General features: G+C 70.2%; 21 protein-coding genes. 2 read left to right on the forward strand and 19 right to left on the reverse strand.

The genetic code is table 11. The features are described 5' to 3' along the window. Nucleotides 1–12 precede the first annotated feature (12 nt). Genes SD460_RS37785 through SD460_RS37800 form a run of 4 tightly spaced genes read right to left on the reverse strand, consistent with a single transcriptional unit; the run spans nt 13 to nt 4,475 of the window. Nucleotides 13–1,380: a GH1 family beta-glucosidase gene (locus SD460_RS37785; protein ID WP_318307432.1), complete on the reverse strand. Its 1,368-nt coding sequence runs from the start codon at nt 1,378–1,380 to the stop codon at nt 13–15. Nucleotides 1,381–1,396: 16 nt separating this feature from the next. Next, nucleotides 1,397–2,281, reverse strand: a complete 885-nt coding sequence (locus SD460_RS37790) for a carbohydrate ABC transporter permease (protein ID WP_290055570.1) — start codon at nt 2,279–2,281, stop codon at nt 1,397–1,399. 8 nt (nt 2,282–2,289) lie between these two features. Further along, nucleotides 2,290–3,210, reverse strand: coding sequence for a carbohydrate ABC transporter permease (locus SD460_RS37795; RefSeq protein ID WP_290055569.1), 921 nt, complete (start codon nt 3,208–3,210; stop codon nt 2,290–2,292). Next, nucleotides 3,210–4,475 (reverse strand): ABC transporter substrate-binding protein, encoded by a 1,266-nt coding sequence (locus tag SD460_RS37800; RefSeq protein ID WP_290055568.1) that lies wholly within the window; start codon nt 4,473–4,475, stop codon nt 3,210–3,212. The genes SD460_RS37795 and SD460_RS37800 overlap by 1 nt, the downstream gene beginning before the upstream one ends. A 160-nt stretch (nt 4,476–4,635) precedes the next feature. Between SD460_RS37800 and SD460_RS37805 the strand changes: the two genes are divergently transcribed. Further along, nucleotides 4,636–5,679 (forward strand): LacI family DNA-binding transcriptional regulator, encoded by a 1,044-nt coding sequence (locus SD460_RS37805; protein ID WP_290055567.1) that lies wholly within the window; start codon nt 4,636–4,638, stop codon nt 5,677–5,679. Between the two features lie 44 nt (nt 5,680–5,723). On the opposite strand, the gene SD460_RS37810 is transcribed toward SD460_RS37805, so the two are convergent. The 4 genes from SD460_RS37810 to SD460_RS37825 form a co-directional block, all read right to left on the reverse strand. After that, nucleotides 5,724–6,593, reverse strand: a complete 870-nt coding sequence (locus tag SD460_RS37810; protein ID WP_290055566.1) for an aminoglycoside phosphotransferase family protein — start codon at nt 6,591–6,593, stop codon at nt 5,724–5,726. Beyond that, nucleotides 6,590–7,699, reverse strand: a complete 1,110-nt coding sequence (locus SD460_RS37815) for an FAD-dependent monooxygenase (protein ID WP_290055565.1) — start codon at nt 7,697–7,699, stop codon at nt 6,590–6,592. The genes SD460_RS37810 and SD460_RS37815 overlap by 4 nt, the downstream gene beginning before the upstream one ends. 67 nt (nt 7,700–7,766) lie before the next feature. Next, nucleotides 7,767–8,741, reverse strand: a complete 975-nt coding sequence (locus SD460_RS37820) for a ferritin-like domain-containing protein (protein WP_290055564.1) — start codon at nt 8,739–8,741, stop codon at nt 7,767–7,769. Between the two features lie 116 nt (nt 8,742–8,857). Next, entirely contained in the window at nt 8,858–10,099 is a 1,242-nt protein-coding gene (locus SD460_RS37825; RefSeq protein WP_290055563.1) for an aspartate aminotransferase type Ic, read from the reverse strand. 63 nt (nt 10,100–10,162) lie between these two features. Between SD460_RS37825 and SD460_RS37830 the strand changes: the two genes are divergently transcribed. Then, nucleotides 10,163–10,639 carry a hypothetical protein gene (locus SD460_RS37830; protein ID WP_290055562.1) on the forward strand — a complete coding sequence of 159 codons (477 nt, stop codon included), beginning with the start codon at nt 10,163–10,165 and terminating at the stop codon, nt 10,637–10,639. Nucleotides 10,640–11,462: 823 nt separating this feature from the next. On the opposite strand, the gene SD460_RS37835 is transcribed toward SD460_RS37830, so the two are convergent. From SD460_RS37835 to SD460_RS37885, 11 genes are read right to left on the reverse strand one after another with little or no spacing between them, the layout of a single operon-like run. After that, nucleotides 11,463–12,689, reverse strand: coding sequence for an HNH endonuclease signature motif containing protein (locus SD460_RS37835; protein WP_290055561.1), 1,227 nt, complete (start codon nt 12,687–12,689; stop codon nt 11,463–11,465). A 57-nt stretch (nt 12,690–12,746) separates the two neighbouring features. After that, the gene (locus SD460_RS37840) at nt 12,747–13,226 is read right to left on the reverse strand and encodes a hypothetical protein (protein ID WP_290055560.1); all 480 of its coding nucleotides are present in this window, start codon (nt 13,224–13,226) and stop codon (nt 12,747–12,749) included. Next, nucleotides 13,223–13,696 carry an Rv1363c family protein gene (locus SD460_RS37845; protein ID WP_290055559.1) on the reverse strand — a complete coding sequence of 158 codons (474 nt, stop codon included), beginning with the start codon at nt 13,694–13,696 and terminating at the stop codon, nt 13,223–13,225. Before SD460_RS37845 ends, SD460_RS37840 begins: the two co-directional genes overlap by 4 nt. An 11-nt stretch (nt 13,697–13,707) precedes the next feature. Further along, the gene (locus SD460_RS37850; RefSeq protein ID WP_290055558.1) at nt 13,708–14,940 is read right to left on the reverse strand and encodes an MCE family protein; all 1,233 of its coding nucleotides are present in this window, start codon (nt 14,938–14,940) and stop codon (nt 13,708–13,710) included. Beyond that, nucleotides 14,937–16,088: an MCE family protein gene (locus SD460_RS37855; RefSeq protein ID WP_290055557.1), complete on the reverse strand. Its 1,152-nt coding sequence runs from the start codon at nt 16,086–16,088 to the stop codon at nt 14,937–14,939. The genes SD460_RS37850 and SD460_RS37855 overlap by 4 nt, the downstream gene beginning before the upstream one ends. Then, nucleotides 16,085–17,278 carry an MCE family protein gene (locus SD460_RS37860; RefSeq protein WP_290055556.1) on the reverse strand — a complete coding sequence of 398 codons (1,194 nt, stop codon included), beginning with the start codon at nt 17,276–17,278 and terminating at the stop codon, nt 16,085–16,087. Before SD460_RS37860 ends, SD460_RS37855 begins: the two co-directional genes overlap by 4 nt. Further along, a complete protein-coding gene (locus tag SD460_RS37865) occupies nt 17,275–18,306 on the reverse strand; it encodes an MlaD family protein (RefSeq protein ID WP_290055555.1) in 1,032 nt (343 codons plus the stop codon). The genes SD460_RS37860 and SD460_RS37865 overlap by 4 nt, the downstream gene beginning before the upstream one ends. Further along, nucleotides 18,303–19,340, reverse strand: a complete 1,038-nt coding sequence (locus SD460_RS37870; RefSeq protein WP_290055554.1) for an MCE family protein — start codon at nt 19,338–19,340, stop codon at nt 18,303–18,305. Before SD460_RS37870 ends, SD460_RS37865 begins: the two co-directional genes overlap by 4 nt. Next, nucleotides 19,337–20,659, reverse strand: coding sequence for an MCE family protein (locus SD460_RS37875; protein ID WP_290055553.1), 1,323 nt, complete (start codon nt 20,657–20,659; stop codon nt 19,337–19,339). The genes SD460_RS37870 and SD460_RS37875 overlap by 4 nt, the downstream gene beginning before the upstream one ends. Next, nucleotides 20,656–21,507, reverse strand: a complete 852-nt coding sequence (locus SD460_RS37880) for an MlaE family ABC transporter permease (RefSeq protein ID WP_290055552.1) — start codon at nt 21,505–21,507, stop codon at nt 20,656–20,658. Before SD460_RS37880 ends, SD460_RS37875 begins: the two co-directional genes overlap by 4 nt. Continuing rightward, on the reverse strand, nt 21,507–22,295 hold the full coding sequence (locus SD460_RS37885) for an MlaE family ABC transporter permease (RefSeq protein ID WP_290055551.1): 789 nt from the start codon (nt 22,293–22,295) through the stop codon (nt 21,507–21,509). Before SD460_RS37885 ends, SD460_RS37880 begins: the two co-directional genes overlap by 1 nt. Between the last annotated feature and the right edge of the window lie 2 nt (nt 22,296–22,297).

Raw genomic sequence — 22,297 nt, forward strand, 5'->3', positions numbered from 1 at the left:
GGACCAGCGCTTTTACCCCGGTGCGCGCTGCGCCGTCACGAAGTCGCGGTACCAGCGGTAACTCGCCCGTGGCGTGCGGGCCTGCGTCGCGTAGTCGACGTGCACCAGGCCGAACCGGTGCTTGTAGCCGTGCGCCCACTCGAAGTTGTCCAGCAACGACCAGCAGAAGTACCCGCGCAGGTCCACGCCGGCCGCCGCCGCGGTGCGCGCTGCCTCGATGTGCTCGGTCAGGTACGTGATGCGCTCGTAGTCGGCGAAGTCGCTGCGGTCCGGGTACACGCAGCCGTTCTCCGTGACGTACACCGGGGGCAGGTCCGGGTAGCGGTTGTGCAGGCCCACCAGTGCTTCGGTGAGGCCTTCCGGCTCGACCGGCCAGCCCATGCCGGTGCGCGGGACGTCCGGCAGCCGCGAGGTGTCGACGCCGATGTCGGCCACCGTCCGCGCCGCCGGGTCCGGTTCGCGGTGCGGGGCGTCCGCGACGTGCAGGCGGTAGTAGTAGTTGACGCCCAGGTAGTCCAGCGGCTGCCCGATCGTCCCCAGGTCGCCGTCGTGGCGGAAGGCGAAGTCCGAAGCGCCGCTGAACATCGCCGCCAGCCCCGGGGCGTAGCGGCCGCCGAACAGCGGGTCGGTGAACTGCCGGCGCAGCAAGGTGTCCTGGCGGGCGGCGGCCGCCGCGTCCGCGGCCGAGGCGGACACCGGGACGACCGGCGACTGGTTGAGGACGATGCCGAACTGGTGGTGCGGGGGTGCCTGCGCCCGCATCGCCCGCACCGCCAGGCCGTGGCCGAGCAGCAGGTGGTGGGCCGCGGCGAGGGCGCCGTGGCCCTCCTTCGCGCCGGGCGCGTGGCGGCCCTCGCCGTAGCCCGCGACCGCGCACGGGTACGGCTCGTTCAGCGTCGTCCAGTGCTCGACCAGGTCGCCGAGCTCCGCGTGGACCAGTGCCGCGTAGTCGGCGAACCGGAACGCCGTGTCGCGCGAGCGCCAGCCGCCTTCGTCCTCCAGCGCCTGCGGGAGGTCCCAGTGGTAGAGCGTCAGGAACGGCTCGATCCCCTTCTCCCGCAGCCCTTCCGCGAGCCGCCGGTAGAAGTCGAGCCCGCGGCGTTCGACGCGGCCGCGGCCGGACGGCTGCACGCGCGGCCACGACACCGAGAACCGGTAGGCGTCCACGCCGAGGCCGGCGAGCAGGGCGAGGTCCTGCGGCCAGCGGTGGTAGTGGTCCGCCGCCGGTTCCCCGGTGTCGCCGCCGGCCACCGCGCCGGGGACCGCGGCGAAGGTGTCCCAGATGGACGGTCCGCGGCCGTCCGCGGTGGTGGCGCCCTCGATCTGGAACGCCGAAGTGGCGACGCCCCAGCGGAAGCCGGGCGGGAAACTGGTGGTCACGGTGGTCTCCGGGAGGTCAGCCCTTGAGCGCGCCCTGCATGATGCCGCCGACGATCTGGCGGCCGAACAGCAGGAACACGAGGAGGACGGGGACGGTGCCGATGGTCGCGGCGGTGAGCACGAGCGTGTAGTCGGTGGTGTAGCCACTGGCCAAAGTGGACAGCGCGGTCTGGACGGTCGGGTTCTCCGGGGTCAGCACGACCAGCGGCCAGAAGAAGTCGTTCCACGCCTGCATGAACGTGAACAGCCCGAGCACCGCCGCGGCCGGGCGGGCCGCGGGCAGCGCCACGTGCCAGAACAGCCGCAGCGAGCCGCAGCCGTCCATCCGCCCGGCTTCCAGCAGTTCCAGCGGCAGCGCGCGTTCGAAGTACTGGCGCATGAAGAACACGCCGAACGCGGTGACCAGCCCGGGCACGATCACCGCCTGCAACTGCCCGGCCCAGCCGAAGTCGGCCATCATCATGTAGAGCGGGACGACGCCGAGCTCGGTCGGGATCGCCTGGGTGGCGACCACGAGCAGCAGCAGGAAGGTCCGCCCGCGGAACTTCAGCTTGGCGAAGGCGAACCCGGCCAGCGTGGAGAACAGCACCACCGACACGGTGATCGTGCCCGCGACGATCACCGAGTTCCCCAGCGCCAGCGCGAAGTTCGTCTCGTCGAAGACGCGGGCGATGTTCTCGAACAGGTGCCCGCCGGGCACGAGCACCGGCGGCACGCTGCCGACCGCCTCCGTCGTCTGTGAGGAGACGACGAACGACCAGTACACCGGGAACGCCGAACCGGCCAGGATCGCGATCAGCGCGGCGTACGTCCACGGGCTCGCGACGCGCCGCACGAGCCGCCGGGTCCGCCCCGGGGTCACCGGCGGCGCGGGCGCGGCCGGGGTCAGCACGGTGGTCATCTCGCTCCTCAGTCCGTTTGGATGCGCCGGGTGACCAGGTACGACAGGCCCGCGACGAGCATCGTGGCCACCGCCAGGATCAGCGCGATCGCCGAGCTGTAGCCGAAGTCGTACTTGGTGAAGCCCTGCTCGTAGAGGTAGAGCGCGGCGGTCTGGAACTGCCGGTCCGACCCGCCGGTGGCGGCCGCCGTGCCCGGGTTGAACAGCAGCGGCTCGGCGAGCAGCCGCATGTTCCCGGTCGTCGCGATCACCGTCGAAAAGATGATCTGCGGCCGCAGCAGCGGGACGGTGATCCGCCAGAACTGCTGCCACCCGCGGGCGCCGTCGAGGGTGGCGGCCTCGTACATGCTCGACGGGATCGCCTGCATCGACGCCAGGAAGATCAGCGCGTGGTAGCCGGTCCAGCGCCACACCACCATCGCCGCGATGGCGGTGTGCGAGCTGGCGGTGCCGGCCTGCCAGTCGACCTGGCCGGCGCCGAACCAGCTCAGCACCCAGTTCACCAGGCCGAAGTCCCGGCCGAACAGCTGCGCGAAGATGATCGTCACCGCCGCCACCGAGGTGATGTTCGGCAGGATCATCCCCATCCGGAAGAACATCCGCCCGCGCAGCCGCCGGTTGAGCAGGTGCGCGATGCCGAGGGCGAACAGGATCTGCGGGATGGTGGTCAGCAGCCACAGGCTGACCGTGTTCCCCATCGAGTTCCAGAAGTACGGGTCGTGGAACAGCAGCTGCTCGTAGTTGCCGAACCCGATGAACTGCGCGCCCTCGGCGTCGAGCAGGTTCCGCTTCTGCAGCGACACGAACGCCGTGTAGAGCAGCGGGAACAGCCCGAAGACGCCGAAGATCAGGAAGTACGGGCTGACGAAGCCGAACGGCGACAGCTTGACGTCCCACTTGTGCCGCCGGTCGGCCAGGGTGAGTGCCATTACTTCAGCTTCGCCACGTCACCGACCAGCTGCTGCCAGGCCGCCGCGCCGTCCTGCTTGCCCTGTTCGACGCGCTGCATCGCGTTGCCGAACTCGGTCTGCACGTCGCCGGCCTTCGGGCCCTGGTACTGCGGGTTCAGCTTCTTCGCCGCGTCGGTGAACACCTTGCCGACGGGCGCGTTGTTGAAGAACGGGTTGGTGTAGCCGGTGATCTTCGGGTCGTCGTAGAGCGACGGCGTCGAAGGCAGGAGGCCCTTGCTGGTGAAGACCTTCGCCTGCTGCTCGGGTGCGGTCAGCCACGCGGCGAGCTCGGCGGCTTCCTTGGTGTGCTTGCCCTGCTTGGGGATCGTCAGGTAGGAGCCGCCCCAGTTGCCGCCCCCACCGGGCACGGCCGCGACGTCCCACTTGCCCGCGGTGTCCGGCGCCTGGTCCTTGATCTTGGTCATCATCCAGGCCGGGCAGGTGACGGTGGCGAACTGGCCCTGGGTGAAGCCGGTGTTCCAGGTCGGCGTGCTGTAGAGCAGGCCGGCGGAGAGGTTCGCCTTGACCGCGTCGACGACCTGGTCCCAGCCGGTGCGCAGGGCCTGGTTGCTGTCGACGACGAGCTGGTCGCTCTGGTCGTAGTAGCCGACCGGCGCCTGGCCGAAGATCGCGTTGAGCACGGTCGGGCCGCCGTCCATGAACTTGACGCCGTTCGGCGCCTTGGCCTGGAAGCGCTTGCCCGCGTCGAAGAACGCCTGCCAGGTCGGCCAGAGCGCGGAGACGGCGTCGCGGTCGGCGGGCAGCCCGGCGTCCTGGAACAGGTCGCGGCGGTAGCAGATGGCCAGGCCGCCGACGTCGGTGCCGTAGCCGATCTGCTGCCCGCCCTTGGCCAGCGACGCCGACCACTTCCAGCTCAGCCAGCGGTCCTTGAGCTTGTCGCCGCCGACGGTGTTGAGGTCGACGAACTTGTCCGGGGTCGCCTTGAACTGGGCGACGTAGCCGGTGTCGATCGCCTCGATGTCCGCGGCGCCACCCCCGGTGGCCAGGTGCGCGGCGAGGTTCTTGTGGTGGTCGGAGTAGGCCGCGGTCCGCTCGGTGATCTCGATGTCCGGGTGCGCCGCCTGGTACTCCTTGATCAGGTCGGTGTAGCCGAAGTTGCCGAACAGGCCGAGGCTCAGCTTGGTCTTCCCGCCGGCGGCGTCGCCGCTCCCGCAGGCGCTCAGGGCGGTGACAGCGGCACAGACGACCGCCAAGACGAGCCGGGGTGTCGTTTTCGGGCGCATGAGATCTCCGTTGTTCTGCGGGCCGGTCGGAAAACGCGGGACCCATGAGAGCGCTCCCAGCACCTGTTCGTCAAGTAACGAAACTATAACGCACCTCGGCGTTTACGCTGCCTGAGATCATGTGCTAGAGATGTAACCGGTTACAAGAACGGAGTTCGCCATGGTCACCGCCCGAGAGATCGCGCAGCTCTGCGGGGTTTCCGTCGCGACCGTGTCGCGGGTGTTCAACCGCCCCGCGACGGTCAGCGAGGCGACCCGCACCCACGTCGAGCGGGTCGCCCGGGAGCTCGACTTCTCGCCGAACGAGTCGGCGCGGGCGCTCTCGCGGCAGCGCTCGGCGATGGTCGGGCTGGTCTGGGACACCGACCACCGGCGGCCCGGCTGGCGGCACCCCTTCTTGCAGGACCTGTTGCTGGGCCTCAAATCCGCGCTCAGCTCGCACGGCTACCACCTGCTGCTGCTCGCCACGAGCGACGACGCCCGCCACCGCCACCCCGGGGTGTCGCTGGCCGATCCGGTCGGGTACGTCGGCATGACCCGCCGCCACCACTTGGCCGGCCTGGTGCTCATCGACAGCGGGACCGACGCCGACGCGTTCGGCACGTTCGCCCAGTCCGGGCTGCCGTGCGTCGCGCTGGACGTGGCCCTCGCCGGCCCGCGGGCAACCTACGTGACCTCCGACAACGCCGCCGGCGCCGCCGAGGCCGTCCGGCACCTGGCCGCGCTCGGGCACCGCCGGATCGCCACGATCACCGGCCCGCGCGGCAACGCGCCCGCCGCCGCCCGCACCGACGGCTACCGCCGCGGGCTGGCCGAAGCGGGGTTGCCGGTGCGCGAGGACTACGTGGTGACCGGGGACTTCTACCGCGAGAGCGGCTTCGTCGGCATGCGGCGGCTCCTGTCCCGCAAGGACCCGCCGACGGCGGTGTTCGCGGCCAGCGACGAGATGGCGGTCGGCGCCCTGCTGGCCGCCCGCACGGCCGGGCTGCGGGTGCCGGCCGACCTGGCGGTGGTGGGGTTCGACGACATCGAAGTGGCGTCCCTGGTGGACCCGGCGCTCACGACGGTGGCCCAGGACAAACCGGGCTTCGGCACGGCGGCGGCCGGCGCGCTGCTGGCGATGATCGAGAACGCGAGCGCCCCGGAACCGGTGCGGCTGCCCACGAAACTGGTCATCCGCGACTCGTGCGGCGCCCGGTCGTGAGTGTTTAGTCGGGTTAGAACCCGACTAAACACTCACGAGCAGTTTTACCCGGCGCGGATTTCGGCGAGGACGCGCTGGGCCTCGACGGCTTCGCGGTCGGTGCGGCCCCGGGTGCGGGCGCAGGTGACGAGGGTCTTCCAGAGGGCCCAGCCGCGGCCGCGGGCCCACGTGGCGTCGTCGACGGCCAGCCGCTCGCGGAACACGCGGCGGCTGTCGGCGGTCAGCAGCGTCCACGCGATGGCCAGGTCGCAGGCCGGGTCGCCGGCGCCGCAGGTGCCGAAGTCGATGACCGCGGCCAGCTTTCCGTTGTCCAGCAGCAGGTTCCCCGCGGCGACGTCGCCGTGGAACCAGCGCACCTCTCCATCCCAAGGTGCGTCGAGCGCGGTCTGCCAGATTTCGCCGGTTTGCCCGTCGAGCAGGTGCCGGACCAGCTCGTCGTAGGTGCGCAGAGTGCCGCCCCGGAACCAGTTGTGCGTGCCCGGACCGGGCGCGCCGGTGGTGTCGACGCCCTGCAGCGCCACCAGGAACCCGGCCAGGTCGGCGGCGAACCCGGCGGGATCGGCGATGCGTTCCGCGGTCGCCGGTTCGCCGTCGAGCCAGGGGTACACCGACCACGCGAACGGGAAGTCCGCGCCGGGCTTGCCTTCCGCCAGCGGGACCGGGACGGGCAGCGGCAGCCGGGGCGCGAGGACGGGGAGCCAGCGCTGTTCCTTTTCGACCGCCAGCGCGTACTCGGCCGCGCTGGGCAGCCGCGCCGACATCGCGTCGCCGAGGTGGAAGGTCCGGTTGTCCCAGCCGCCGTTCACCACCGGCCGCACCGGGAGACCGGCCCACTGCGGGAACTGCTCGGCAACGAGCCGGCGCACCTGGTCCTCGGTGACGTCGATGCGCTTGGGCGGCGGGCCGAGGCTCATCGGGTGGCGACCTTCGCGTCCCAGTCGATGTGGTGCGCGTAGACCCAGCCCGGCTTTTCCGCGACGTCCTGGCCCGCGCTCGACGCGACCAGCTTCTCGACGCGCTCCCGGCGAAGCCCTTCGTACGCCGCGAACGCCGACGCCGGATCCGGTAGGTCACGCAGGCACTGCGCGAGGACGACGCTGTCTTCGATCGCCATCGACGCCCCCTGGGCGTCCGCCGGGGCCGCGGCGTGGGCGGCGTCGCCGACGAGCACCATTTCCGGCGTCGACCAGATCCGCGTCCGGGGGACGTCGTAGGAGTGGCCGCCGAACACCTCGTCGCCCGTCGCGGCGATGATTTCCGCGCAGGGCAACGGTTCTCCCTCGAACGCGGCGTGCGCGAACTCGCGCCACCCCGCCGGGGTGACCGCCGCGATTTCCTCGCGGGAGCGCTCGGCGTCGGGGATGCGGGCGAACCAGAACGTCGCACCCTCCGGGTCCGTGGTGAACCCGAAGGCCGCCTTGCTGCCGCGGACCATCCGGTAGATGCCGGCCGCCGACGGGAGCCCGGGCGCCCGCGTGTAGCCGTAGACGATGGTCTGGCCGGTGTAGCGCGGCGCGTCGGCGTCCGGGTCGATCAGCTTCCTGACCGCCGAGTGCAACCCGTCCGCGCCGACCAGCACGTCACCCGTTTCGGTGGTGCCATCGGCGAATTCGGCCGTGACACCACCGCCGTCCGGCTTCGCGCCGACCAGGCGTTTGCCCCGTTCGAGCGGGACGGCCCGGCGTGCGGCTTCGGCCTGCAGGACGCGGTAGAGCGTCGCCCGGGTCAGGGTGCGTGGCCCGTCGCGGCCTTCGGTGTCGAACTCCCGCCGCCCGGCGGTTTCGCCGTCCGGGGTGACCAGCTCGACGCCGATCGCCGCGAAGGACGCGTCGATCACCGGCCCGTCGGCGCCGATCGCGCGCAGGGCGTCCATGCCGTTGTGCATGATCGTGAGGAACGCGCCGACGTCGTCCCCGCCGGCCGGGTAGGCCTCGAAGACGACCGGCTCGTGCCCGGCCAGCTTCAGCGCCATCGCCGTGACCGTGCCGGAAATGCCGCCACCCGCAACCAGTACCCGCACCCTGCTCCCCCTCGTGGACTCCGCGTGCCGCCGATCACGACGTTACCGTGACGGCGGCACGCGGGGCTCACTCTTTTGCGCCACTGGTGGCGATGTCGCCGTTGAGGCCGCGCGGGAAGAAGCCGCCCGAGGACACCTTGTCCGGGTTGAGGTAGGCGATGTTGAGCACGCGGTCGGCCGAGCGCCCGAACGCGATGCCGTTGGCGTCCGCCGGGACGAGGTTCGCCATGCCGCCCTTGAGCACGCCTTCGTCGTCGTCGGCCTTGCCGTCGAGGCTGTCGCGGGCGTCGGAGATCTTGTTCGTGACGTCGCCGAGGCCACGTTCGAACAGCTGCGCGCGCACGATGCCCGCGTGGTAGGCCTCGACCGCGAGGATGCCGGCCGCCGCGTCGAGGAACGTCTTGTTGTTGACCAGCGGCGCCGCGCCCTTGTAGGCGGACACGCCGACGTCTTCGAACAGGTACGCGGCGAGCAGGAAGTTGTTCTCGCTCGCGAACGGGTCGAACGTCTGGCCTTCCTTGATCAGCCCCGCGGCCTGCATGGCGGCGGTGAAGCTGTTCTGGAAGTCGATCTCCGGCTGCGCGACGGCCGCCTTGTCGAGCGCCTTGCGCAGGAAGTTCACGTGCGCGACCTCGTCGCCGGCGATCTCCTGCGCGATCTGCTTGACGTGCTCGCTCTTGAACTTCACGGCGTGCCCGCCGGAGACCTTGCCGAGGTTGCCGATGCCGTTGACGTACTTCTCGTTCAGCCCGTAGCCGGTGACGGCGAACGAGTAGAGGTTCGCCTCCAGGTACTCCAGGTTGAGCGCGAAGTTCAGCACGGCGGCGTCGCTGGCCGCCTCCTTCGCGGCGTCGCCGCCCTGAGCGCCGTACTGCTGCGTGGCACCGGCCGAGCCGAGCCCCAGCGACAGCGCCGTGCCGAGCGCGCCGGCGCCCGCGACGCCGAGCCCCGCCGCTCCCGCAGCCTTGAGGAAGCGGCGGCGGTCGGTCGCGTTCTCCGCGCTGCGCTCGATCAGCTGCCGTGTGTAGCGTTTTCCGAACACCGGGGGACGTCCTCTCGTGACGAGTTCGTCCACCTCACCCAACGGTGATACGTACCTGGACGGCCCCCGGCTCGGTCAAATCGGGAAAAAGTTCTTCCCGATTACGTTCGCGCAGGTCAGCCGCGTTCCGCGACGGCGAGCCGGACGCAGACGGCGAGCGCGCGGACGGCCTCTTCGACCTCGGCGAGCTTCGGGAAGGTCGGCGCGATCCGGATGACGGCGTCGGCCGAGTCGTTCCCGTGCGGGTGGGTCGCCCCGGCGGGGGTCAGCGCGACCCCGGCCTCCTTGGCCAGCCGCACGACCTCCTTCGCGGTGCCCTGGGGGACGGTCAGCGTGATGAAGTACCCGCCGGTCGGCTTGGTCCAGGACGCCAGGTCGGCCAGCTCCTCGGTGAGGATGCGGTCGACGGCCGCGAACTTCGGCCCGATGATCTCGGCGTGCTTGCGCATGTGCGCGCGGACGCCGGCTTCGTCCTTGAGGAAGTGGGCGTGGCGCAGCTGGTTGACCTTGTCCGGGCCGATGGTGCGCTTGCCGATGTTGCCGGTCCACCAGGCGAGGTTGGCCTCGGAAGCGCCGAAGAACCCGACGCCGGCCCCGGCGAGGGTGATCTTTGAGGTCGAGCCGAAGACGAACACGCGGTCCGCGTTGCCGGCTTCGGTGGCCAGCGCCAGCAGGTCGGCCAGCTCCGGCTCGTCGTCGGTCAGGTGGTGCACGGCGTAGGCGTTGTCCCAGAAGATCCGGAAGTCCGGCGCCGCGGTCCGCATGGTGGCGAGCCGCTTGACCACATCGTCACTGAACGTGACCCCGGTGGGGTTGCTGTACTTCGGCACGCACCAGATGCCCTTGACGGCGGGGTCTTCGGCGACCAGCGTCTCGACGGCGTCCATGTCCGGGCCCTCGTCGGTCATCGCGACCGGGACGAGCTCGATGCCGAACCGCTCGGTGAGCGCGAAGTGCCGGTCGTACCCCGGAACGGGCGCGAGGAACTTGATCTGCGGCTCATCGGCCCACCGGCGCTCGGCCCCGGGCAGCTTGCTCAGCAGCGCCTGCACGACGGCGTCGTGCATGAGCTCGAGACTCGAGTTCCCGGCGGCGAGCAGCTGCCCGGCGGGAACCTGCAGCGCCCCGGCGAAGACGCGCCGCAGCTCGGCGAGCCCCTTCAGGCCACCGTAGTTGCGGACGTCGGTGCCGTCCTCGGCCTTGAAGGAGCCATCGCCGGGAAGGCTCAGCAGCGCGTTCGAAAGGTCGAGCTGCTCGGGCGACGGCTTGCCACGGGTGATGTCCAGGGAGAGGCCTCGGCCGACCAGGGCCGCGTAGTCGCTGCGGGCCGTGTCGACGTCGACGGAAGCAGTGGTCATGGCGTCAACGCTAAACCCGGCGTCGATACCATTTCGGGGCGGGTCCTGGCTAGGGTGGATCGTGTGCACCTAGTAGTCCACGCCGACCAGCGCCAGTTCTCGTTGCGCGACTCGGCTTCCCGTCTGACTGGCAGCGGCTGGACTCCCACCGCCCTCGACCACCGGATAGCGGCGGAGCCCGCCGGTATCGCGATCGTGACGGCCCGTTCGGACGTGGTGGAGTCGTCGGTGACGTTGGTGCCTTCGGCGCCTGCGCTGGCTTCGGACGCGGAGCACGTGGTGGAAGCGGATCTTCCGGTTCCGAGCGGTAAAGTCGTGATTTCCGGGCCTGTGGACTACCCGTCGCAGGAAAAGTTTTTTTCGGTTCTGCCGGGGTTGTACCGGGCGCGGGTTTCGTACGTGCCGGGTGGGCCGCCGGCGGTGACGTGGAACGAGCACGAGTTCGGGGAGCATTACCGGTACGTGGTGGAGCTGTGGCCGGTGACTGTTCCGTCCGGGGTTGAGGTGCTGCGGCAGGGGGCCTCCGTCTGGGACGGGTGAGTGTTGGTGGTCGTGCGCTCGGCGGTGGTGGGTCGGGGTTCCGGCTCGGCGGTGGGATGTGCCAGGCGATCGCGGAGCCGGCCGATGGCTGGGGTGAGACCGGGTGCCGGGCTTGGCGGCGGGCGAGCGGGGGCTCGAGGGGCTGCGCGGAGCGGGACTTCCGGCGTGTTTCGGCGGGTTTCGGCGCTTGGGCTGGAGCACGGCTGCCGAACGTGGGCTCGGGTTGGGAACGCAAGGGACCGTGCGAAGCGAAGCTTAAGGCCGGGACTTCGATGTTGGAGGCGAGGCGGGCGGGGCACGGACATCGGCGACCGGATGTGAGGCGTGGACTCGGAACGCGGGGCACCGCGCGGAGTGGGATAGCCGCCTAAGTCCTTGCGCGGGCCGGGGCTGGGGTCGGGCGCCGGAGGCGGGGCGGGCCGGAAGCGGAGGTTGGGACCGGGCTGGAGACGGCAGTTGGGCTGGAACCGGAGACGGGACGGGGCTGGCACCGAAGACGGGACGGGGCTGGCACCGGGGGTTGGGGCCGGACCGGAGACGGCGGTTGGGCTGGAACCGGAGGCGGGGCCGGGCCGGAGACGGCGGTAGGGCTGGAGCCGGAGACGGCGGTTGGGCTGGATCCGGAGGCGAGACCGGAAGCGGGGGTGGTGCCGGGCCGGAGAGGGCGATTGGGGGCTGGAACCGGAAGTTGGGGCCGGGCCGGAGACGGCGATTGGGGCTGGAACCGGTGCCGGAGGCGGGGCGGGGAGTGGGCTGCCGAAACGGGGGCGTGGGTGTAGGCCCGGAGCCGGTGGCTGCGGGCCTTACCCGTATTCGAGAGTGGTCAGGCTGCGAAGGGCAGCGGCTGGTGCAGGTTGTTGCGCCTGGGTTTTCGGCGCTTGTCCAAGAACATCGGGGGCAGGAACTCCGGATGACCATCCGCGGCGATGCGGACCTGCCAGCCCGAACGGTGCAGCAACCGGTGGTGGTGCGCGCAGAGCAGGACCAGGTTGGCCAGCTCCGTGGGGCCGCCGTCGGCCCAGTGGCGGATGTGGTGGCCCTGGCAATGCCGGGGTGGGCGGTGGCAGCCGGGGAAGGCGCAGCCGCGGTCGCGCAGGAATAGGGCGCGGCGTAGGCCCGGGGTGATCAGGCGGCGGGCTCGGCCCACATCCAGGGGTTCGCTTTGGGCGCCGAGGACGGCGGGGATCAGTTTGCAGTCGCAGGCGTGGACGCGGGCCTCGGCCGCGGAGATGCGGCCGGTGTCGCCCAGGGTCGCGGTGCCGAGACCGGACTGCAGGTCGGTCAGGGACACCGCCACCAGGACGTGGGCGCGTTCCCCGGCCTGCATCGGCAGGTCCGGGGCGTTGAGGGCCAAGTCCACCGCATCGGAGAACGCGTCGCCGTAACGCTCCTGCGGGGAACGCAGGTCGGGCCCCTCGTCGGGGGTAGTGCGGCGCTCGGCCAGGGCGTCGAGCAAGGCGTGGGCGCGGGTGCCGGTCTCGTCGTCGAAGCGGCCCGACAGCTCCCAGGTCCCGGTGCGTTTGCGGCGCAGGGAGAGTTCGCGGGCGGGGGTGACCGGGTCGGTGTCCACAGGCGGGGTGCCGTCGGGGTCGAGGTGGGCGATGATGCGGGCGCCGAAGGCGGCGACCTGTTTGTGGCCGGCGTCGGCGGCAAAGGTGAGCAAGTCCGCTTCGGCACTCTCGCGGTGCTCGACCGGGATCCGGGTCAACGTCTCGACGATCGTGTCGATCATCGGGGTGCTCAACGCGCCCGACGCGGCGGCAGCGGCAGTGGCGGGAGCCAGGGCGGGACCGGCATCGAGAGAAACGCTGGAGTGCAAGGCGTGCGCGCGGGTAACAGTACGTTCGGCGGCCGCCCGGGGAACGTCGGCGAGGTGCTCGAACAACCGCGCCACCGAACGATAGCCGAACAGCTCCATCACGCCGCGGGACTCGATTTCCACCAGCAGTGCACCGATTTCGGCCTCAGCAGAACGGACGACGGTGAGCAGGGAGCGGAGGCGGTCGGCCAAGGCCTCCGCGTCCGCTTGCCACACCGCTTGTCTGTCCACACCCCGAGATTACCGGCAATACGAACACCTGTTCATCACACGATCGGGCGATCCCGCCTACAACGCAGTCAAAGAAGAAATCTTCCAATGCCCGTCAACCCGCCGAGCCGTCACCGCCAGCTGAGCCACCGAAGACGAAAGCGCCCCACCAGAAGCAACCGTCTGCTGATCCAAGAACATCAACAAAGAAGCATCATCGCCCACGAGAGAACGCACCCCCACCGCACGAACCGTCGTCGTCCGGACGAGCTTCTCCGCAGCAGCCCGAGTCCGCGCAGAAGCGAACTGACCCTGGTACTGACCCACCGCATCACCGGTCAACACCTGAGAAGCCGCCCGCTCGGTACGGGCCAGATTCGCGTAGTCGTAGGAAAAAACCGACTTCACCGCATCACTCACCTCAGCCGAAACCGAAGCAGTCGCGGTGGAATCCACCAAAGCTTGGTTCGAGCCAGGAGAAAGAGAAGCCGCCTCGACGCCGAACCACACGGCGCAGCCCAGACAGACCACGACGATCGCTGACAGGACGCGGTTCATGAGCCCGCCGCCTGGACGCCCGCGATCTTCCAGCCCGACGCTGACCGCGAGACGTCCACCGTGAGCCGGTTCAAGCGTGGGGAAACCGCTCCGCCGCCCGTCGAGACGCGGACGTCCACTACCGCCAGCAGGCGAGCCGAACCCGCCGGCACGTCGATCTCCGTCACCGCTGCCTGGACCAGGGACGCCGTGGAAACGGTGCGGGCGGAAACAGCCCGGTCGATCTGCAGTTGCCGGTCGCCCGACAAGTCCTTTCCGTACTGGCCGGTCGCCGCCGCGATCCAACGGTCGACGTCCGCTGCCGCCGAGTGGTAGTCGATCGTGTTCAGGGTGACCAGCTGGGGGCCCGCTGCTGCCAGTACGGCGTCGCGTTCGCGGCCGCGGGCCGAGGAGTCGTCGGTCGCCGCTCGCCACCACGTCCAGCCCGAGAAACCGGCCGCCAGTAGCGAAAAGACCGTGAGCACCACCATCAGACGGAGTTTCACGGCGCGCCCAGCAGCCGGCCCAGGCCGCCCGATGACGGGCCCGTCAGCAGGCTCAGCATCCCCGGCAGCGGCTGTGGAGCCGAGGCCGCGGTCTGTGAAGGTGCGGCCGCGATGGCCGGCGGTTTACCCGCGTAGGGCGCGTTCTGCGAGCCGCGCACCCCGGTCGGGCTGCCCGGCGGCTCGGCGCAGTACGCGTTCATGTTCACCGGGCCCTCGGTGAGATCGTTCGCCGGACGCTGCTTCGTCCCCTCGTAGCCCTTCGTGCACGAAGCCGGGTCAAAAAAGTTGAACACCACGCCCAGGTGGCCTGTGCCGTCCGGGGACGTCGACGGCGAGAACGCCCCGATGATCGGGTACGCCACCAGCAGTTCCTCGATCGAGTCGCGCCGGGACGACGTGATCTGCGCGGTCGTCAGCAAGTTCGCGAACAGCACGCCCAGATCGGTGCCGGACGCGGCCAGCACGTCGCTGATCTGCCTGCTCAGCTGCGGGGCCTCCGCGATCACCCGGCGCAGATCCGGGTCGGACTTCTTGAGCTGACCCGAAATCGTGCGCAGCCCCGAAGCGAAGTCGGTGATGTTCGCGGCCTGCCGCTGCTGCGTGTCCAGCACCACCCGCGAGTTCGCGAACAGCCCTTGGGTCTGCGGGACGTACTGGGTGGCGACGGCGGTCAGCGAGCCGGTGCTGTCCAGCAGCTGCTGCAGTTCCGGGCCGGCACCGGCGAACGCGTTGTACGTCTCGTCGACGACCGTCCGCAGCGAGTCCGGGTGCACGCTCGCCACGAGGTCGTCCAGGTGCGACAGCACGGTGTCCGGCGACGGCGGCAACGACGTCTTGTCCCGGGTGATCACCGAACCGTCCTTCAAATACGGCCCGCTGTCGTGCTGCGGCAGCAGGTCGACGAACTGCTCCCCCACCGCCGACCGGTTCGCCACCTGGGCGTGCGCGTCGGCCGGGATGTCCGGGGCGCCCGCGTCGATGTCGAGGGCGACGTCGACGCCGTGCTCGGTGAGCGTCATCCCGGCCACGCGGCCGACCGTCACCCCGCGGTAGGCGACTTCGGAGTTGACGAAGATGCCGCCGGAGTCGGTGAGCTGCGCCGTGACGACGTAGCCGCGGTTGCCGAACAGCCGGTCCAGCCCCGCGTAGCGGCCGCCGGCGTAGACCACCGAAACCACCGCGATGACGACGAACGCGATCAGCTGGACGCGGATCTTGCGGGTGGTCACCGGCCACCCCCGATCAGGCCGAGCAGGCCGCCCAGCAGGTTCGGGCCCGCGGCCTGCGGCACCGACCCGACGTCGGGCAGGGGCAACGGCGGCGCGACCGGCGCTGGGCCGCCGATGGTCTGGGGCAGGGCGATCGGCGGCTGCGACGAGTTCGTGAAGTTCTGGATCAGCGTGTCGAGGTCGAGGTTCACGTTCGCCTCGACGTTGGCGTAGTCGCCCTTGATCACGTTGCCCGCGTAGTCCGGGAACGGGTAGGTCAGCAGGATCTGCAACGCGTTCGGCAGGTTCTGGCCGGCCTCGCCGAGCTTGGTCAGCGTCGGCTGCAACGCTTTGAGGTTCGCGACCAGCTGGTCCCGGCTCTTCGTGACCGTGTCCACCGCGACACCGGAAAGCGAGTTGAGCGCGGTGAGCATCCCGACGAGCTGGTCGCGCTGGTCGGTGACGATCTTCAGGCCCGGCGCCAGGTTGTCCAGCGCGTTCGACAGGTTCTGCGTCTGCCCGGTCAACGTCTTGGACAGCTTCGCGAGCCCGTCGATCGCGCGGACGATCTCGGTCCGGTGCCCGTCCAGCTGCGTGGCCAGTTCGTCCACTCGCGACAGCAGCGCGCGGATTTCCGGCTCGTTGCCCGAAAGCGCGTCGTTGAGCTCGTGGCTGATCTTCTGGATCTGCTCCACGCCGCCGCCGTTGAGCAGCAGGGACAACGCGCCGAGCACCTCCTCGACCTCGGGGTTGCGGTTGGTGCGCCCGAGCGGGATCTGCGCGCCGTCGCCGAGGTGCCCGGACGCCGGTTCGGCCGTCGGCACGCTCAGCTCGACGAACTTCTCGCCCAGCAGCGAAGACTGCTTCAGCTCGGCGCGGGCGTTCGCGGGCAGCGCGATGTCGCCGTTCACCGTCATCGCGACCAGCGCGGACCGCGTGTCCGGCGTCAGGGAAATCTTGTCGACCCGCCCGACGGCGACGTCGTTGACCTTGACGCTCGACTGCGGCACCAGGTCCAGGACGTCGGTGAACAACGCCGTGACGTGGTACGGGTGCTCGCCGACGTCGGCGCCGCCGGGCAGCGGCGTGCCGTAGAGGCCGTTGAACCCGCCGTCACTGCAGCCGGCGAGCACGAGCAGCCCGGCGAGCACCCCGGCGAACCGCTTCACTTCGCACCGCCCGAAAGCTGTTCCATGACGTCCACGAGCGGCAGCGGCAGCGGGGGCAAAGTCCCGTTCTGCAAGGAGTTGAGCACCTGCGGGATGGTCGGCAGCTTCAACGCGCCGTCGAGGACCGGCGCCAGCTGCTTGCAGATGGTCCCCAGCGCGTCCGGGAGCTGCTTCGGCGTGAACGAGCTGATCAGCCGGCACACCGTGAGGATCGGCGGGTTGGTCAGCTCGTTCAGGTTGTCGCGGACGGCGATCGTGCCCGAAGCGGCGTCGTAGGAGTTGATGAAGTTGGTCGCGCCGGTCGGGGCGATGTCGAGCACCTCGGCGAGCGCGGCCCGCTGGTCGACGAGGACCTTCGACAGCGACGCCAGTTTGTCCACATTGGACTCCAGGGCGCCCTTGTTGTCGTTGACGAACGTCTGGACGTCGCCGAGCGCGCCGCCGAGCGACTGCAACGCGGCCCCGACCTCGGAGGAGTCCGCCGCGAGGAACTGGCTGACGTCGGCGACGCGGCCGTAGAACTCGTTGAGCTGCTGGTCGCTCTGGGCCAGCGCGCCGGTGAACGAGTTGAGGTTCTGCACGGTCGAGAACAGGTCGTCCTTCGAGCCGTCCAGGGTCTTGGCGAGTTCGGCGAGCTGCCCGACCGTCGAGTTCAGCGAAGTGCCGTTGCCCTTCAACGCGTCCGCCGCGGTGTCCAGGACGCCGGACAGCGCGCCGTCCTTGTTGGCACCGTTGGGGCCCAGCGCCGTCGAAAGCTTGTCCAGGCTCGAGTACAGGTCGTCCAGTTCGACCGGCGTCGCCGTGCGGTCGCGCGGGAGGACCGTGCCGGAAGCCAGGACCGGGCCGCTGTCGTACGCCGGGGTCAGCTGGACGTACCGGTCGCTGACCAGGCTCGGCGCGACGACGACCGCGCCGACGCCGGCCGGCAGCGGGACGTCGTCGACGCGCATGTCCACGCGCACGGCGTCGCCCTGCGGCGTGACGTCGGTGACCTGCCCGACCGGCACGCCGAGCACCCGCACCGACGAACCCGCGTAGAGCCCCACGGTCTTGCCGAAGTACGCCGACACCACGGTGCCGGTGGCCGCGCGGAAGACCAGCCACAGTCCGGCGGTCAGCAGCAGCGCCAGCACGCAGGCGAACGCCAGCCACGTCACCAGGCTCCGGCCGCGGTAGGTGCGGATGGTCATCGGCCGCCCACCCCCTGGTTCGGCGCCGCGATCGGCGGGGTGCAACCTTCGGGGTTGATGGTGACCACGCCGGCGTTGATCGTCGGCGGCAGCAGCCCGCACAGGTAGCCCTCGAACCAGCGGCCGTTGCCGGTGGCGTTCGCGCCGACGCGGGCGAAGGGCGCCATCAGCTGCAGGCTCTTGTCGAGGTTGCCCTGGTTGCGCTGCAGGATGTCGGTCACCTTCCCGAGCTTGTCCAGCGTCGGCTTCAGCTGCGCGCGGTTGTCCTGGACGAGCCCGGTCAGCTGCTGCGACAGCTGCTGGGTGCCGGTGAGCAGCGCGGTGATCGCCTTCTTGCGGTTCTGCAGCTCGCCCAGCAGCAGGTTGCCGTCGCTGATCACGCGCTGCAGCTGGGCGTTGCGGTCGGACAGCGTCTTGGAGACCTGGCTCGTGTTGGCCAGCAGTGTGTGCAGGTCCGCGTCGCGAGAAGACACTGTGCGAGCCAGCGACGACAACCCGGTCAACGTGTCCTTCAGGTACTGCGGGCTGTCCTTGAGGCTGTCGGAGAGCGCGTTGAAGCTGTCCGCCAGCTGCTTCGTGTCGATGTCGCCGACCGTCGTCGACAGCTGCTCGAACGCGTCCTGCAGCTGGAACGGCGTGCGCGTGCGCGCCTGCGGGATCGTCGCGGCCGGCTCCTGCGTGCCGCCGCCCTTGGGGTCGAGTGCGAGGTACTTCTCCCCCAGCAGCGTCTTGATCTCGATGGACGCCGTCGTCGCGTCGCCGACCCTGACGTCCTTCACGCGGAACTTCACGAGCACCTGCTTGCCCGCCAGCTTCACCGAAGACACCGTGCCGACCTTGACGCCGGCGACCTCGACCTCGTTGTCCGGCGCCAGCCCGGCGGACTCGCCGAAGTACGCCGAGTACGTCGTGCCGTTGCCGAAGAACGGGAGCTGGTCGGAGAAGTACGTGGTGGCCGTGACGAGCACGATCAGCACGAGCGCGACCGCGCCGACTCCCGCCTGGTTGCGATCCTTCAGCGGCTTCACGGACCACACCTCTCCGCGCGCTGCGTACCGGGAATGGGGACGATCGGCAGGGTGATGTCGAGCGAGGAAATGCCGATGGTGCCCGTGATCCCGCACAGGTAGTAGTTGAACCAGCTGCCGTAGCTCAGCGTCCGGGTGAACTTCTGCAGGTTGCCCGGCAGCACCTCGAGCAGGTGGTTGAGCAGTTCGCCGGAGTCGCCGAGGTTCTGCGACAGCACGCCGAGCCGGGCGACGTCGTCCTTCAGCGCCGGGCGCGCGTCGGCCAGCAGGCCGGTCGTGGAGACAGCGAGTTCGCCGAGCGCGCTGACCGCGTCGCCGATCGGCTTGCGCTGCTCGGCCAGCCCGCTGACCAGCTTCTGCGTCTGCTCGATGAGGTCGCCGAGCTGCGGGCCGTGGGCGTTGACCGTGCCGAGCACCGTGTTGAGGTTGGCGATGACCTGGCCGATCACCTGGTCCTTGCTCGCGATCGCCGTGGTCAGGGACGCGGTGTGCTGCAGCAGGCTGGTGATCGTGCCGCCCTCGCCCTGGAAGACGCTGATGATCTCGGCCGAGAGCTGGTTGACGTCCTTCGGGCTGAGCGCCTTGAACAGCGGCTTGAACCCGTTGAACAGCACGGTGAGGTTCAACGCGGGTTTCGTGCGCTCGGGCGGGATCGTCCCGCCCTCTTCCAGTGCCTTGGTCCCCGGCACGTCGGTGCCGAGCGCGAGGTAGCGCTGGCCGACCAGGTTGCGGTATTTGATCGTCGCGGACACCGTCTCCGGCAGCCGGTAGGTGTGCTCGACGTCGAAACGCACCTGCGCCAGGTTGCGCTCGCCCGCCACGACCTCGATCGCGTCGACCTGGCCGACCTTGACCCCGGCGATGCGGACGTCGTCGCCCTCCTTGAGGCCGGAGGCGTCGGTGAACTTCGCCAGGTACCCCGACGTCGCGCCGAAGTTCGTGTTGGCGATGGTGGCCGCGAGGATCCCGGTGAGCAGCACGGTGACGACCGCGAACACGACCAGCTTGACCAGGGACGGGACGAAACTCCTCACTTCAGCTCCACCTCCGCCCCGCGGTAGAGCGGCCCGACGAGCAGGCCGGCCCAGCCGGGCACGTCACCCGGCGCGGTGCCGAGGGCGGGCGAAGCGAGCAGGTCGATCAGGTCGTGCTCGTAGGCCGAGCCGACGATCGTGCCGTCGCCGCCGATCGCGCCGCCGCCGGCGGGCAGCTCCTCCGGCGGGTTCTTCGGCGGCGGGGGTTTGGTGGAGCCGTCCTTGATCGCGCCGTCCGGCGGGTACTGCGGCCACACCCCGGGGTGCGGGACGCTCGGGTAGCAGCGCGGCCCGCGCTTGTCCTCGTACTTGGGCTCGTCGACGCCGGGGAGGTACTTGCCGCGGCTGGCGGCGAACTCGATGGTGACCCGGCTGACCTCGGGGTGCGCGGTGCCCTTGCCGAACGCCAGCTCGGCGCGCGGCACCGACTCCGCGAGCTGCCGCATCAGGCACGGGTATTCGGGCGCGTACTTCGCGAGGACGTCGAGCGTCGGCTGGATCGCCGTGGTGAGCCGGATCAGGTTGTCCTTGTTGACCTGCAGGAAGTTCGTCAGGTCCACCGAAGCCGCGGTGACGGTCGCGTAGAGGTCGCTCAGCTGCGCGCGCTGGTCGACGATCGTGCGGCTCGTCGTCGTCAGGTCGGACAGCGCCTCCAGCAGGTCCGGCGCCGCTTTGTCGTAGGTGTCCGCGACGTTCGCGAGGCCGGTGATGTCGGCCTTGACGTCCGGCAGCGACAGGTTCAGCTTGCCGAGGTAGTCGCTCAGCTGCACCAGGGTCTGGCCCAGCTGCTTGCCGCGGCCTTCGAGCGCGGTCGACACCGCCGTCAGCGTGCTCGACAGCTTTTCCGGCTGGACGGCCTGCAGCAGCGGCATCACGTCGTCGAGCACCTTCTGCAGCTCGATCGCCGAGCTGCTGCGGTCCTGCGGGATGACGTCGCCGGCCTTGATCGCCCCCTCGGCCGTCTCGGGCAGCTGCAGGGCGACGTACCGCTCGCCGAAGAGCGTCTTCGGCAGCAAGCGCGCGGAGACGTTCCGGGGGATGACGTGCGTCTTGTCCGGCTCCAGGGCCAGCTCCAGCTCGGCGTGGTCGCCCTTCGACAGCACCGAGCGGATCTCGCCGACGAGCATGCCGCGGACCTTGACGTCGCCGCCGGTGCGCAGCTGGCTGCCGACGCGGTCGGTCTCCAGCTTCACGAGCGTCACCGGCGTGAACGCCTTGTGGTACACGGCGAGCGTCAAGGTGATGAACAACGCGGCCACGAGCAGGAAGGCGAGCCCCAGCACCTGGTACCGGAGCCGCTGCCACAGCTCGCGCCTCATCCGGAGATCCTCACCGTCGTGTTGGCGCCCCAGATCGCGAGCGACAGGAAGAAGTCCAGCACCGAGATCAGCACGATCGACGTCCGCACCGCGCGGCCCACCGCCACGCCGACGCCGGCCGGGCCGCCGCTGGCGTTGAAGCCGTAGTAGCAATGGGACAGGATCACGAGCACGCTGAAGACGATCACCTTCCCGAACGACCAGAGGACGTCGCCGGGGGGCAAGAAGAGCGTGAAGTAGTGGTCGTAGGTGCCCGCGGACTGGCCGTAGAGCCAGATGGTGATCTGGCGGGACGCGAGGTAGCTCGACAGCAGGCCGACCGCGTACAGCGGGATCACCGCGGCGACGCCGGCGAGCACCCGCGTCGTGACCAGGTACGGCATGCTGGGCACGCCCATGACTTCCAGCGCGTCGATCTCTTCGGAGATCCGCATCGCGCCGAGCTGGGCGGTGAAGCCGCAGCCGACGGTGGCGCTCAGCGCGAGCCCGGCCGACAGCGGCGCGACCTCGCGGGTGTTGAAGTAGGCGGAGATGAACCCGGTGAGCGCGGCCGTGCCGAGCTGGTTCAGCGCGGAATAGCCCTGGAGACCGACGATCAAGCCGGTGAAAAGCGTCATCCCGATCATCACGCCGAGCGTGCCGCCGATGACGGCGAGCCCGCCGGTGCCGAAGCAGACCTCGGTGAGCAGCCGCAGCGTTTCCCGGCTGTAGCGGCGGATCGTGCGCGGTGACCAGGCGAGCGCTTTCGCGGCGAACGCGAGCTGCTTGCCGAGCCCTTCCAGGCTCTGGCCGGGGCGCGCGAGGTACTCGAGCGTCCGGTCGGTGGTGTCGAGGGGCTCCGCCGTCATCACATGGCCTTCGGCGGGACGATCCGCAGGTAGATCGCGGTGAGCACGACGTTGATGAGGAACAGCAGCAGGAACGTGATGACGACGGCCTGGTTGACCGCGTCGCCGACGCCCTTCGGCCCGGGCGGCGGGTTCAGCCCGCGGAACGCCGCGACGACGCCGGCGACGAAGCCGTAGAGCAGCGCCTTGATCTCGCTGACCCAGAGGTCCGGCACCTGGGCGAGGGCGTTGAAGCTGGCCAGGTACGCGCCGGGCGTGCCGCCCTGCAGGACGACGTTGAAGAAGTAGCCGCCGAGCACGCCGACCACGCTGACCAAGCCGTTGAGGAGCACCGAAACGACCATCGCGGCGAGCACCCGCGGCACGATGAGGCGCTGGATCGGGTTGACGCCCAGCACTTCCATGGCGTCGATCTCTTCACGGATCTTGCGGGCGCCGATGTCCGCGCACACCGCGCTGCCGCCGGCGCCCGCGACGAGCAGCGCCGTGATCAGCGGGCTCGCCTGCTGCACGATGGCCAGCGCGCTGGCCGCGCCGGTGAACGACTGGGCGCCGATCTGGGCGGTCAGCGAGCCGAGCTGGAGCGCGATCACCGCGCCGAACGGGATGGCGACCAGCGCGGTGGGGAGGATGGTGACGCTGGCGAAGAACCAGCACTGCTGGATCCACTCGCGGGTCTGGAAGGGGCGCTTGAAGATCGCGCGCAGGACCTCCCACGACAGCGTCGCCAGGCGGCCGACCTGGGTCAGGGCCGCGGTTCCCGGGAGCGTGCCGGTACTTCCGCTCACCA

Source organism: Amycolatopsis solani (genome assembly GCF_033441515.1).
GTDB lineage: Bacteria > Actinomycetota > Actinomycetes > Mycobacteriales > Pseudonocardiaceae > Amycolatopsis > Amycolatopsis solani.

What these genes read in the sequence shown, in the direction of transcription:
- SD460_RS37845 (WP_290055559.1), bottom strand. Translation starts at nt 13,696, where the DNA reads ATGGTGGTGCTCACGGTCTTTTCGCTACTGGCGGCCGGTTTCTCGGGC.
- SD460_RS37795 (WP_290055569.1), bottom strand. Translation starts at nt 3,210, where the DNA reads ATGGCACTCACCCTGGCCGACCGGCGGCACAAGTGGGACGTCAAGCTG.
- SD460_RS37800 (WP_290055568.1), bottom strand. Translation starts at nt 4,475, where the DNA reads ATGCGCCCGAAAACGACACCCCGGCTCGTCTTGGCGGTCGTCTGTGCC.
- SD460_RS37790 (WP_290055570.1), bottom strand. Translation starts at nt 2,281, where the DNA reads ATGACCACCGTGCTGACCCCGGCCGCGCCCGCGCCGCCGGTGACCCCG.
- SD460_RS37875 (WP_290055553.1), bottom strand. Translation starts at nt 20,659, where the DNA reads ATGAGGCGCGAGCTGTGGCAGCGGCTCCGGTACCAGGTGCTGGGGCTC.
- SD460_RS37880 (WP_290055552.1), bottom strand. Translation starts at nt 21,507, where the DNA reads ATGACGGCGGAGCCCCTCGACACCACCGACCGGACGCTCGAGTACCTC.
- SD460_RS37860 (WP_290055556.1), bottom strand. Translation starts at nt 17,278, where the DNA reads ATGACCATCCGCACCTACCGCGGCCGGAGCCTGGTGACGTGGCTGGCG.
- SD460_RS37805 (WP_290055567.1), top strand. Translation starts at nt 4,636, where the DNA reads ATGGTCACCGCCCGAGAGATCGCGCAGCTCTGCGGGGTTTCCGTCGCG.
- SD460_RS37810 (WP_290055566.1), bottom strand. Translation starts at nt 6,593, where the DNA reads ATGAGCCTCGGCCCGCCGCCCAAGCGCATCGACGTCACCGAGGACCAG.
- SD460_RS37840 (WP_290055560.1), bottom strand. Translation starts at nt 13,226, where the DNA reads ATGAACCGCGTCCTGTCAGCGATCGTCGTGGTCTGTCTGGGCTGCGCC.
- SD460_RS37825 (WP_290055563.1), bottom strand. Translation starts at nt 10,099, where the DNA reads ATGACCACTGCTTCCGTCGACGTCGACACGGCCCGCAGCGACTACGCG.